Source organism: Flavobacterium sp. TSSA_36 (assembly GCF_051547165.1).
Lineage (GTDB): Bacteria > Bacteroidota > Bacteroidia > Flavobacteriales > Flavobacteriaceae > Flavobacterium.
Genome location: NZ_JBPTTP010000004.1, coordinates 203,671 through 216,166, shown reverse-complemented (window position 1 = coordinate 216,166; position 12,496 = coordinate 203,671). Strand labels below are relative to the sequence as shown.

General features: G+C 34.5%; 15 protein-coding genes. 14 read left to right on the top strand and 1 reads right to left on the bottom strand.

The features are described from left to right. Positions 1-13 precede the first annotated feature (13 nt). The 12 genes from gcvH to ACSVH7_RS10145 all read left to right on the top strand — a co-directional run bounded on the left by gcvH (position 14) and on the right by ACSVH7_RS10145 (position 8,968). Positions 14-394 (top strand): glycine cleavage system protein GcvH, encoded by a 381-nt coding sequence (gcvH, locus tag ACSVH7_RS10200; protein ID WP_438066588.1) that lies wholly within the window; start codon positions 14-16, stop codon positions 392-394. Next, complete coding sequence (locus tag ACSVH7_RS10195) at positions 387-764, top strand: VanZ family protein (RefSeq protein ID WP_438066587.1); 378 nt, start codon at positions 387-389, stop codon at positions 762-764. Before gcvH ends, ACSVH7_RS10195 begins: the two co-directional genes overlap by 8 nt. A 148-nt stretch (positions 765-912) precedes the next feature. After that, on the top strand, positions 913-1,656 hold the full coding sequence (gene deoC / locus ACSVH7_RS10190) for a deoxyribose-phosphate aldolase (protein WP_438066586.1): 744 nt from the start codon (positions 913-915) through the stop codon (positions 1,654-1,656). Positions 1,657-1,675: 19 nt separating this feature from the next. Next, positions 1,676-3,784, top strand: a complete 2,109-nt coding sequence (locus ACSVH7_RS10185) for a gliding motility protein RemB (protein WP_438066585.1) — start codon at positions 1,676-1,678, stop codon at positions 3,782-3,784. 127 nt (positions 3,785-3,911) lie between these two features. Further along, positions 3,912-4,787: a heme o synthase gene (gene cyoE / locus ACSVH7_RS10180; protein ID WP_438066584.1), complete on the top strand. Its 876-nt coding sequence runs from the start codon at positions 3,912-3,914 to the stop codon at positions 4,785-4,787. Positions 4,788-4,789: 2 nt separating this feature from the next. After that, a complete protein-coding gene (locus ACSVH7_RS10175; RefSeq protein ID WP_438066583.1) occupies positions 4,790-5,377 on the top strand; it encodes a cytochrome c oxidase subunit 3 in 588 nt (195 codons plus the stop codon). A gap of 43 nt (positions 5,378-5,420) precedes the next feature. Continuing rightward, the gene (locus ACSVH7_RS10170; RefSeq protein WP_438066582.1) at positions 5,421-6,398 is read left to right on the top strand and encodes a cytochrome c oxidase subunit 3; all 978 of its coding nucleotides are present in this window, start codon (positions 5,421-5,423) and stop codon (positions 6,396-6,398) included. 20 nt (positions 6,399-6,418) lie between these two features. Further along, positions 6,419-6,769, top strand: coding sequence for a cytochrome C oxidase subunit IV family protein (locus tag ACSVH7_RS10165; RefSeq protein WP_438066581.1), 351 nt, complete (start codon positions 6,419-6,421; stop codon positions 6,767-6,769). Between the two features lie 75 nt (positions 6,770-6,844). Then, on the top strand, positions 6,845-7,486 hold the full coding sequence (locus ACSVH7_RS10160) for a hypothetical protein (RefSeq protein ID WP_438066580.1): 642 nt from the start codon (positions 6,845-6,847) through the stop codon (positions 7,484-7,486). 1 nt (position 7,487) lies between these two features. Beyond that, positions 7,488-8,174: an SCO family protein gene (locus ACSVH7_RS10155; protein WP_438066579.1), complete on the top strand. Its 687-nt coding sequence runs from the start codon at positions 7,488-7,490 to the stop codon at positions 8,172-8,174. 1 nt (position 8,175) lies between these two features. Next, positions 8,176-8,718 carry a DUF420 domain-containing protein gene (locus tag ACSVH7_RS10150; protein ID WP_438066667.1) on the top strand — a complete coding sequence of 181 codons (543 nt, stop codon included), beginning with the start codon at positions 8,176-8,178 and terminating at the stop codon, positions 8,716-8,718. Then, a complete protein-coding gene (locus ACSVH7_RS10145; protein WP_438066578.1) occupies positions 8,708-8,968 on the top strand; it encodes a hypothetical protein in 261 nt (86 codons plus the stop codon). Before ACSVH7_RS10150 ends, ACSVH7_RS10145 begins: the two co-directional genes overlap by 11 nt. Before the next feature lie 20 nt (positions 8,969-8,988). On the opposite strand, the gene ACSVH7_RS10140 is transcribed toward ACSVH7_RS10145, so the two are convergent. Next, the gene (locus ACSVH7_RS10140) at positions 8,989-10,398 is read right to left on the bottom strand and encodes a DUF4403 family protein (RefSeq protein ID WP_438066577.1); all 1,410 of its coding nucleotides are present in this window, start codon (positions 10,396-10,398) and stop codon (positions 8,989-8,991) included. Positions 10,399-10,557: 159 nt separating this feature from the next. Between ACSVH7_RS10140 and ACSVH7_RS10135 the strand changes: the two genes are divergently transcribed. Both ACSVH7_RS10135 and ACSVH7_RS10130 read left to right on the top strand, forming a co-directional pair. Next, a complete protein-coding gene (locus ACSVH7_RS10135; RefSeq protein WP_438066576.1) occupies positions 10,558-11,259 on the top strand; it encodes an ABC transporter ATP-binding protein in 702 nt (233 codons plus the stop codon). Further along, positions 11,252-12,496: an ABC transporter permease gene (locus tag ACSVH7_RS10130; RefSeq protein ID WP_438066575.1), complete on the top strand. Its 1,245-nt coding sequence runs from the start codon at positions 11,252-11,254 to the stop codon at positions 12,494-12,496. The genes ACSVH7_RS10135 and ACSVH7_RS10130 overlap by 8 nt, the downstream gene beginning before the upstream one ends.

Genomic DNA, 12,496 nt, shown 5'->3' with positions numbered 1-12,496 from the left:
ACAATTTTATATTATGAGCGTACCATCAAATTTAAAGTACACCAAAGATCACGAATGGGTAAGTATCGAAGGCGATATTGCTACAGTAGGAATTACTCATTTTGCACAAAAAGAGTTAGGCGATATTGTATATGTAGAAGTGGAAACTCTAGATCAAACGTTAGCTAAAGACGAAGTTTTTGGTACTGTTGAAGCCGTTAAAACCGTTTCTGATTTGTTTTTACCACTTTCTGGAGAGATTATTGCCTTTAATGAGGATTTAGAAAGTACTCCCGAAACTGTCAATTCTGATCCTTATGGCGCAGGATGGATGGTTAAAGTAAAAATCTCTAATGCTGCTGAAATAGAAGAGTTGCTATCTGATGAAGCTTACAAAGAATTAATTGGTGCGTAAATATTTTTTTTTATTTCTTGCAATTCTTTGGACTGCTTTTGTTGTTTTTCTTTGTTTGATAAGATCTTCTCAGATACCAACTGTAAGCATTGTTGGAATTGATAAAATTGTTCATTTTATATTGCATTTTTCTTTCACTTTTTTGTGGGGAATGGCTTTTTATAAAAGTGAGTTAGCGAGAAATTTTCAAAAAATTTTATGGTGTTCCTTTTTGTTGTCTTTTATTTTTGGAGTGCTGATTGAGTTTTCTCAATTTTATCTCACCACAACTCGAAGTGGAGATGGTAAAGATGTTTTAGCAAATTCTTTAGGGGCGTTGTTAGCAATTTCTGTTCTCAATTATTATTTCAAAGCAATGAATACAAAATAGTAAATCCCATTCCGATGGGATTTTTTTATGTACTAAATCATTTTTCAACGCTGATTTCAGTCAGAATTAGAAAATAGTTTTAGGGTTAATTTATGTCAATATTAAGACGTATTTTTGCGCTAATAACTACCAATTTAAACGCTTTAAAATGGAACTAAGATCTTACCTCGATTCTACTTATTTAAAGACGAATCAACAAGCTAATCTTTCTGAAGAAGAAAATTTGGTCAAAGCTAGATTTTTTATAGAAGAGGCAATTAAAGAACAGTTCAAGTTAATTATGATTCGTCCTGATCGCGTAACCTTAGCCAAGAAAATGATACTTGAAGCTAATTCAAATTTATTAATTGGAACGGTTATTGGTTTTCATGAAGGAAGATTAGCAATAGCTGATAAATTAATTGAAGCGCATCAAGCTATAGCGAATGGTGTAGATGATTTAGATTTTGTGGTCAATTACGAGGCTTTCAAAAGAGGTGAAGTTGAATTAGTGAAAGATGAGGTGCTTCAAGGGACACAATTGGGATTGTCAAAACATAAGGTTGTAAAGTGGATTATTGAAGTGGCTGCGTTGACGGATACTCAAATAAAAGAACTTACCACTTTGATTAAAGAAATAGTACTTCAAAATTTTGAGGAATCACACTATGCTTCTGTTTTTGTAAAATCTTCCACTGGATTCTATGTCACTGAGAATAACAAGCCTAACGGTGCAACAGTATCTTCTGTAAAAATAATGCTTGAAAACGCCTTTCCATTGCCGGTTAAAGCTGCCGGAGGTGTTAGAAATTTTGAAGAGGCCAAAGAGATGATTCAGCTTGGAGTGCAAAGGATTGGAACTTCAGGAGCAAAATCAATAGTTGATGGAGCAACTTCAAATTCTGGATACTAATTAGGTTCAATTTTATTATATGTATACAACTTTTCGTGTTTTAATTTTAATAATTTTAGGTTTCCATTTTTCATTCGCGCAAAATTCTAATGTTTTGCCTTTTAGTGATGTAGAACAATTTCCGGTTTTTTCAAACTGTAAAGAGCTTCAAGCAAAAGCTTCAGAACAATGTTTTTATAATCAAGTGCAAGATTTTGTGTACTCTAATTTTAAAGTGGCTACTAATGATTCTTACAAAGGAACTATCAAAGTTCTTTTTGAAGTTTCTGTTGACGGTAAATTTAAAGTATTGTATATAGATGCTTTAACCGAGGTCTATGCCAATGAAGTAAAAAGAGTCTTTGCTTTATTGCCTAATGTTGCTCCTGCAACCTACAACGGAAAGCCAACCTACTCAAAATTTGTTATTACCATAGTGCTTCCTTTAATGTCAAAAGAACAATTTGAAGCAGAGGCCTTGGCTAAAGCGGAAATTTTGAATGTTAAGAATCCAAAATTAACCGAGTTAGACAGTATTGTTTATAAAAAATACCGCAATCCAGAATACACTAGTCATTTAAATGTGCCTTTTTCTCATCAGTTGTACGCACAATTTGATGCTAAAATGAATCAAGTGGGAAGTAATAATCATACGGCATCGAAGCCCTATACTTATGCTGAAGTGGCTAAATATTATGATATGAACGCGGCAGCTGAAAAATTGAAAAAAAATGCTTCAGACTGGTGGGCTAGAAAACTTTGGAACGAAAATATGGTTGCAATCCAAGGGGAGGACTATTGGTTTACTTTAAATCCTATTGTGGATTTGCAATTAGGTAAAGCTTCTCAGACGGATAATTCCTATACATATGTCAATACTCGTGCGCTCAATTTTAGAGGGGGATTAGGAAAACAATTGAATTTTACCACCACCGTTTTTGAAAGTCAAGGACGTTTTGCGGATTATTACAATCAATATGTAGAATCCATTAAGCCTTCGGGGGGAAATCCTGCGATAATTCCTGGAATTGGAATTGCCAAAAGATTTAAAGACGATGGGTATGATTTTCCTTTGGCAGAAGCCAATATTACTTTTACTCCCAATAAATTTATTGATCTGCAGTTAGGTTATGGAAGAAATTTTATTGGTGATGGCTATCGATCTTTGCTTGAAAGTGATGGGGCGAGTCCCTATCCTTATTTTAAAATCAATACTAATTTTTGGAAAATAAAATATACTAATACTTATATGTGGCTCAAAGATGTGCGTCCAGAAGTGACTGTAGATCGAACGTATGCTACCAAATTTATGGCCAATCATTACTTGAGCTGGAATGTGTCTAATCGATTGAATCTTGGTTTTTTTGAATCGGTAGTCTGGACAAAAGACAACAACCGAGGTTTTGATATGAGTTTTGTGAATCCTATTATTTTTTACCGAGCGGTAGAGTTTGGGTCTTCCTCTAGAAGCGGAAATGCTTTATTGGGATTGACATTTAAATACAAATGGGATGCTTCAATTAATGTTTACGGACAATTATTAGTAGATGAGTTTTCATTGGGAGATGTAAAAGGAGGCGATAATAGTTGGAAAAACAAATTCGGTTATCAAGTAGGCGTGAAGTATTACAATGCCTTTAAAGTACAAAATTTGTTACTGCAATTAGAATACAATCATGTGCGTCCTTATGTGTATTCGCATAGTAATCCAATCACGAATTACGCACATAATAATCAGAGTTTGGGACACCAATGGGGAGGAAATTTTAAAGAATTATTAGCGATTGCTCGGTATCAAAAAGGAAGGCTTTTTGCGGATGCCAAATTGACTGTAGGAACCCGAGGACTTGATTTTGATACCAAAGAAGATAGTTACAATTATGGTGGGAATATTTATAAAGACTACGATGATAAACGTCCTTTTGATACAGGAGTAAAAGTAGGGCAAGGGAATAAGGCCAAAGTATTTATAGCTGATATTCAAGTAGGATATTTGGTAAATCCAGCAACTAATTTGAAATTTTTTGCCAGTTATATCTACAGAAACTTTGACCCTTCTCAAAACACACTCACTACTTTTACTCAAAGTACCAATTGGTTTACCTTGGGAGTTCGTTCGGATATTTTCAATTTCTATTTCGATTATTAGAAGTGTAATTTCTCACGATTTTTTTTTATGATTTGTTTTTTGCCAGTTCCCTTTTGATAGCCTACTTTTGCAAAAAATTTTTATAAAATTAACATTATTTTTTAGCGCTTTGACAAACACAATTTCGATGCAATCCATTTTTTTAGATTTTAAAGCTATTACTAAAGCAGGTTTGGCTATTAGTGTTGTTTTTTCATCCATTGCAGGTTTCTTGTTGGGAATGGGTAGCTTTGAAATGCTTACGGTATGGGTGTTGTTTAAGCTTGCTGTTGGAGGCTATTGCATGGTGGGTGCTTCCAATGCTTACAATCAGGTGATAGAGAAAGATTTGGATGCTTTGATGGATAGAACGAAAGATCGCCCTGTGGCTTCTGGTCGTATGAGTCCTAAGGTTGCTTTGGTTGTGGCAACGGTGTTGACAATTATAGGTTTAGTGTTGTTGTACACTATCAATCCAAAGTCAGCCATGTTTGGTGCAATTTCAATTTTTTTATATACGAGCCTTTATACACCTTTGAAAACAATGACATCCTTGTCTGTTTTTGTGGGAGCTTTTCCTGGTGCAATTCCGTTCATGTTGGGATGGGTTGCTGCTACTGGAGAATTTGGGATAGAGGCAGGTACCTTGTTTTTGATTCAGTTTTTTTGGCAATTTCCTCATTTTTGGGCAATCGGTTGGTTTTTATATGAAGACTATGAAAAAGCGGGTTTTTTCATGCTACCCACTGGAAAGAAGGACAATGGAACAGCTTTGCAAGTTATATTATACACCATTTGGTTGATTATAGCCTCCCTTTTGCCGATGTTTGGTTATACGGGTTCGTTGTTTTTAAGACCAATTGCAGCAGGTTTGGTTTTCTTGTTGGGATTATGGATGTTATTTTATGCTATAAAATTGTATCAATTGAGAACTTCGAAAGCCGCGAGAACGTTGATGTTAGTAAGTGTGTCTTACATCACTTTGTTACAGTTAATATATATAGTAGATAAATTTTTAAGATAGTTATGGAAATGATAATGACAAAAGATGAGCATCAATCTAGAACTGCGAGATCCTATAAGTTGATCTTGTTGTTTGCAATGGTAAGTATGACCATGATGTTTGCAGGATTGACAAGTGCATTTGTAGTAAGTAAATCAAGAGTAGATTGGTTGAAGAATTTCGAATTGCCTATGGCTTTTTTTATTAGCACTTTTGTGATTATTGCCAGTAGTGTTACGTTTCATCTAGCCAAAAAAGCAATACAGCAAGATCAGCAAAAAAACACTACCTTGTGGTTGTTAGTAACCCTTGTTTTGGGAGTGGCTTTTGTAGTATTACAATTTGTAGGTTTTGGACAAATTGTAGCGCAGGGCTATTTCTTTACGGGTCCTGCTAGTTCTATTACTACAACTTTCCTATATATAGTGACGGTTATGCACCTTTTACACTTAGCAGGTGGATTGATTTCCTTGTTAATTATTATTTATAATCATTATAAACAAAAGTACAGCGCAACTCAATCTCTTGGTATTGAATTGGGTGTAATGTATTGGCATTTTCTGGACTTATTGTGGGTTTATTTATTTTTGTTTTTATATTTCTTTAAATAAGAAAAAAAATATAAATTTGGGAACTTTTTAACAAATTAATTTTATGGGAGCGACAGTTACTACTGCAAACAACGACGAAAAGACTTGGAGTGGCGCAAATGAGCCAATGGGAGCGAGTTATGGTAAATTAATGATGTGGTTTTTTATCGTATCAGATGCCTTGACTTTCTCTGGTTTTCTTGCAGCTTATGGATTTTCTAGATTTAAATTTATCGAAACTTGGCCTTTAGCCGACGAAGTGTTTACTCACTTTCCCTTTTTACATGGAGTTTCCGCTCCAATGTATTATGTAGCCTTAATGACTTTTATCTTGATTTTTTCTTCTGTTACAATGGTATTAGCTGTTGATGCAGGACACCAAATGAAAAAAGATAAAGTAGCAATTTATATGTTTTTGACCATTATTGGTGGTTTAATTTTTGTGGGCTCTCAGGCTTGGGAGTGGAAAAATTTTATCAAAGGTGAATATGGTGCAGTAGAAACTACAGGTGGAAGTTTGCTTCAATTTGTAGACAAAGACGGAAAACGAGTTGCCTTAGCTGAATTTGCCACTCCATTGCACGAAGAACGTGAGCAATTAACCAGAAGCAAAGCAAGATGGTTTATGAGTGAGCCTGCGCTTCCTTCTTATTCTGTAGCTGAAGTACAAGCTGGTTTCAAAGCACATCCTGATTTATTAGTAAGAACAGAAACTATTACAAAGGATAAAAAGAAATTAGTGCTTTCAAGAGCCGAATCTGAAGCTAGATTGGCGGATGCAAAACTGGTAATTGAAGGAGCTAACTTGACACATAACGAATACGGAAGTAAATTATTTGCTGATTTTTTCTTTTTTATCACTGGATTTCACGGATTCCACGTTTTTTCTGGAGTAGTAATCAACATCATTATTTTCTTTAATGTACTTTTAGGAACCTATGAAAAACGTAAAAGTTATGAAATGGTTGAAAAAGTAGGGCTTTATTGGCACTTTGTTGATTTGGTTTGGGTATTCGTATTTACCGTATTTTATCTTGTTTAATTTTAAAGAAACTTATTATTATGTCACACGAACACGTTTCTAACACCAAAAGAATTTGGTTTGTTTTTGGATTATTGTCTGCGGTAACTACAGTCGAAGTTATTTTGGGAATCATAAAACCAGAATTCTTGCATTTTACTAATTTTCTGGGAATGAACCTGCTAAATTGGATATTTTATATATTGACAGTTTTTAAAGCATATTATATTGTTTGGGCTTTTATGCACATGGAGGGAGAAAAAAAATCCTTGCAAAGCGCTGTAGTTGTCCCTTTGATATTTTTGATTTTATATTTACTTTTTATTCTATTAACTGAAGGTGATTATGTATTCGGGGTTTTTAAAAATTCTACAATCAAATGGAATTTTTAACTAAATATTAATTCAGAAAAGAGCTTCGATTTATCGGAGCTTTTTTTATTTTTACAGTCTCAATTTTCTACTCCAATGAAAAAAAATAGTGTTCTTTTCGTCTTGTTTATTTTGCCTATAGTGGCCTACTTGTTTTTTGCATCAGGGGTAAATAGTTTTACAAAATTGCCCATAATTACTCCTAAAGTGGCCGATTTTGGCAATTGGAAATCTCTTCGAGGCGATGTAGTGCATCTAGAAGGTAAAATTACAGTCTTGGGATTCTCCGGAACACAATTAATTGCTAATCGGGGTAATTTATTCAATTTGAACCAAAAAATTTATCAGCGCTATCATAGTTTTAAAGATTTGCAATTTGTAATGCTTTGCCCTATCGGTACTGAAAACGAGGCAAAAGCTGTCATTGAATCTCTTCAAGCCTTTACCGAGGTTACGCAATGGCATTTTGTTTTTGCTTCGCCTAAAGAAATCCAAAATTTTTATAATCAACTTCAGTTGAAAAACCCTTTAGATCAGTATTTGGGAACGGATAAGGTATTTCTTTTGGATAAAGAACGCAATCTTAGAGGTAGAAAAGATAAAGACGATTATTTGGAAGGATACAGTACTTTTCACCCTGCTGAATTGAGTAATGAAATGTTAGATGATTTCAAAATCCTCTTATACGAATATAAAGCGGCCTTAAAAAAGAATAAAAACGCTTCAAAACAATTGTAATATGTTTAAAAATAAATCATATATCGGAATTTCATTTATTATTTTACTTTTTGGAATATATGCCATTCCTAAAATAATTGATCGTATTCAAGGCAATACTATTGTGAAATCGGAGCGGCTAGATAAAAACACGACTTCTGGTATTACTGCCGAAAACTTAGTCGATGTTGGAAAAGCCCCTTCTTTCAATTTGATAAATCAAAATCAAAAAAAGATTAGCAATGATTTTTACAAGGGGAAAGTGTATGTTTTAGAGTTTTTCTTTACAACTTGTCCAACCATTTGCCCCAAAATGAATTTGAGCATGCTTCAAATTGAAAAAACATTTTTTGGGAATCCTAACTTTGGAATCGTTTCCGTCTCTATCGATCCTGATACAGATACTCCAGAAGTCTTAAATGAACATGCAAAACTTTTGGGGGTCAAATCGTCCAACTGGAATTTACTAACCGGAGAAAAAGCTGCAATTTTTGACCTAGCTAATAAAGGTTTTAATTTATATGCTGCCGAAAATCAAAAAGTCAATGGTGGTTTTGAACATTCCGGATTGTTCGCTTTGATCGATAAAAATGGGCATATTCGCTGTAGAAAAGATGAATTTGGAAACCCTATTTTGTATTATGATGGATTGGATAAAAAAGGGGTGAAAGACATTCAAGAAGATATTAAATTACTTTTAAATGAATAAAATGGAACAAAATTCAGTAGAACAAAAATACAATAAGTGGATTATTGCCTTATCAATTATAATTCCTGTGGCCGTAGCTATCTTGTTTAAAGTTAAATTAAAAGACTTTGGAGTTGAAGTGGCTCCCTTACGATTTTTACCTCCTATTTATGCAACAATCAATGGAATCACTGCCGTATTGCTGGTTGCAGCAGTGATGGCAATCAAAAAAGGAAATAAAAGTTTACATGAAAATTTAATGAAAACGGCTATTGGGTGTTCCTTATCCTTTTTGGTGATGTATATCGCTTACCACATGACTACTGATTCCACTAGTTATGGTGGACAAGGCGTGTTGCGTTATGTGTATTTCTTTATTCTGCTATCGCATATTCTTTTATCAATTGCCGTAATTCCATTAGTGCTTATAACTTATGTACGTGCCTTGGCTCAAAGATTTGATAAACATCAAAAAATCGCCAAAATCACGTTCCCTATTTGGCTGTATGTTGCTGTTACTGGAGTAGTGGTTTATGTAATGATAGCTCCTTATTATGCAAATTAAAAGCAAAACTCTCAAAAGAGAAAAAACAAGTACTAAATTGCAATTGCTATGTATTGGAATTTGTTTTTTTCTTATTGATATTTCATCCTATGCCCAATGTGCCATGTGTAGAGCAGCTTTAACCAGTGAAGGAAATGCAACCAAAGCAGCTGCGGTGAATGATGGTATTGTATATTTGATGGTGATTCCTTATCTCTTAGTAGCTGGAATTGGGTACTATATTTATCGAATGAAAAGAAAAAAACAATAGTTATCGAGAGTGTTTTAATTTTATTTCAATCCGTCGATGCTTACTTTTACCGAACCTTTTACATGAATGAATGCAATGAGGGCTTGGTTGGTTAATTGAATTTTTTGGAATTGAATGTCTTCCATTTTTCCATTGACAAAAACGCCTGGCATCGGCGTGTAATTATTGAGGTAAGTCATCATGCTTTTCTTGCCTTCCTCTAAATTAGATTGGATGGAATACCTACAATTCGCATCAATTTTACGCAAGATGATTCCTTGGGCTAACCAACTTGCAGTGCGAATTAATTTGTCTTTGGTGTCTAAAACATAGTCCAAATGTTCAAAATAAATTTCCTTGTTTTTTTCATTATATTGGGGGATTCCACTCAGATAGATCATGCCATTTACACTCCCTACAACGTCTAATGCAATAACCAATTTCCCGTTTTTGTGCCAAAGAGCAACATTTTGAACGCTCACTTTTTTATTCCCATTGCCAAATACTTGACCCTTAAAATTTTGAGTCATTATTTTTGAAGCTTCCAGATAGGTTGAAATAGCAGCTATATTGGTATTGATTTGTTGCGGAATTTGTGTTACTGGTTTTAGAATTATTTTGTTTTTGTCATATTTTGTGTTTGGTTTTGTTCCTATTAAGGTCTCCATGTTGCATTTCATCCCCATATCTAATACAAAGGTGTCGCTTTTTAATTTTGCAACTGTGGTGTAAATTTCTAATGGTGTAATGCGTAGCCAACTTGAATACGTTTGACTCATTTCAAAAGGGGTGCAAATTTTTTCTAAAGCCTCGAGTACATTCGGTTTGAAATCCATTGATTTTTCAATCGATTCATCAATTTTCTTTTCAATTTTTGACCTAAAAAGACTGATAGCGGGGTTGATAATGTAGGTGATAGGTACATTTTTTCCCATCAAAACCATAGAAGGACTCTCTTTCCAATCCAAAGATTTCAATTCAGTTTTGGTGTGCAGACGCCAATTGGTCAGATTTACTTCGCTTTGCAATGTAATGACTCCATTTAAATTAAATTCTTTGTACGAATAAAGTTCGACGCCCAATTTTTTAGTGCCAATGCGGTACTTAATCCAAACTTTTAAGGGTAGTACAGTGGTTAACTTTTCTACTGACCCCAAGTGTGCATTGTTGATGGTGATGGGGGCTTCTTTCCAAACTTTTATTTCAATAGCATCACTCTCAATGGCATTGTCCTCATAAATCAAGCCATTCAACAAAGCATTGGTTTTGTTTTCAATATCTTTTAATTTGATAGTCACAGGAAGATTGATGTAGGAAGGGCTGCTTTCGTAAACTAAAGGAACGGCATCATCGGGATCGGGTTTCAAAGTGGCAATTTTATTGGCGGTAGCACAACTTATCAAAAGTAAAATAAGTAGTAAAAAGGAACTGATAAAAATAAATTTCGTCATCAAATTAAGGTTTGTTTTGGGTAAAAGTACTAAAACAAATAATATTCTAAATCACTTGTAACATTTTCCTTTTTTTTGAGTCTTATTCATTAAAACTTTGCAACAAGCAGTTTTTGTTTTGTGCAGATTAGAATTAACAAAGTACTAAAATTGTCTACGATGATTGAAATTAAAGATTTACATAAATCCTACAAAATGGGATCTTCGGAATTGCACGTGCTGAAAGGCATTAATTTCAATATTAAAGAAGGGGAATTGGTAGCCATTATGGGATCTTCTGGTTCAGGAAAATCAACATTGCTTAATATTTTAGGGATATTGGATGAAGCTGATTCTGGTAGTTACACGCTAGATGCTGTGCCCATTAAGAAACTAAACGAAACCATCGCTTCTAAATACCGTAATCAATTTTTAGGATTTGTGTTTCAATCGTTTAATTTAATCAATTACAAAACAGCTTTGGATAATGTCGCCATGCCATTGTATTATCAAGGAATTAAAAGAAAAGAACGCAACGAAATAGCTATGGCTTATCTGAAAAAAGTTGGATTAGATAGTCACTCTCATCATTTGCCGAACGAGCTTTCTGGCGGGCAGAAGCAAAGAGTAGCAATTGCAAGAGCCTTAGCTTCGAATCCCAAAGTTTTGTTGGCCGATGAACCTACAGGTGCTTTAGATACTAAAACTTCATATGAAGTAATGGAGCTAATTCAAGGGATTAATGACGAAGGAAAAACCATTCTAATTGTAACTCATGAACCGGATATTGCTGCCATGTGCAAGCGTAATGTTGTGCTTAAAGACGGCTTAATTATAGATGATAAAGTAGTAGAACAAGTTAGAGCTTCTTCTTATGTTTAATACCGAGCGCTGGCAGGAAATTTTCGAGGCGATTGCTAAGAACAAATTGAGAACCTTCTTGACGGGTATTTCTGTGGCTTCAGGAATCTTTATTTTGGTGATTTTACTTGGAGCAGGTAAAGGATTGCAAAACGGAATTGCCAAACAATTCGAGCGTGATGCGGAAGGAATAATAGAAGTTTGGACCGGTACCACTACCAAGGAATATAAGGGATTAAATCCTGGAAGAGAAATACAGTTTAGGAATAGTGATTACGACTTAGCGGTTACCAAATTTGAAGATAAGTTAGATCGTAGATCTGCGGTTTATTCTTATTGGAATGGTGTTATCGTTTATGGAAAAGAAACTGGAAATTATCAGTTCCGAGGAATTTATCCAGATTATTTAGCTCTAGAAAATGCAACAATTGTTAGCGGACGTTTCATCAACGAGAATGATTTGTTGCACAACGAAAAGGTGGCAGCAATTGGTCAGAAAGTTAAGTTGGATCTGTTTAAAGATAAAAACTCTATTGGGGAAGAGATTGTAATAAACAATGTCAATTTTAAGGTTATTGGAGTTTTTACGGATCCTTCTGGAGAGCGCGAAGAATCAAGAATTTATTTGCCCATCACCACTACTCAAAAAGCTTTTAGCGTTGGTGATAAAATAAGTAACATGCAATTCACATTGAATAAAATGGCCACTTATGAAGAAGCATTGGCGCAATCCAACAAGTTTACATTAGAATTAGGGCAAATGTTGCGAAGTAAAAATACCGTTGCACCTGATGATGAAAGCGCAATCGGAATTAATAATTCTATCGAAAATGCTAAACAATTTTATGATTTAAATCTGTACATCCGTTTGTTTTTTTGGTGGGTTGGAATTTGTACTATCATTGCGGGAGTGGTTGGGGTTAGTAATATCATGTTGATTATCGTAAAAGAGCGTACCAAAGAAATTGGTATCCGAAAAGCTCTTGGCGCTTCTCCTGTTTCTATTGTTGGGATGATTCTACACGAGTCTATTTTTATTACCACTATTGCGGGTTTTATAGGACTACTTTCTAGTTTGTTGTTACTAGAATTAGTAGGTCCTTATGTGAAAAGTGATTATTTTTTGAATCCGGAAGTAGATTTTGGAGTGGCCCTAACGACCTTAATTTTATTAGTGGTTGCTGGAGCTTTGGCTGGTTTTTTCCCAGCGTATCATGCCGCCAAAATCAAGCCAATTGTAGCACTTAGAGACGAATAA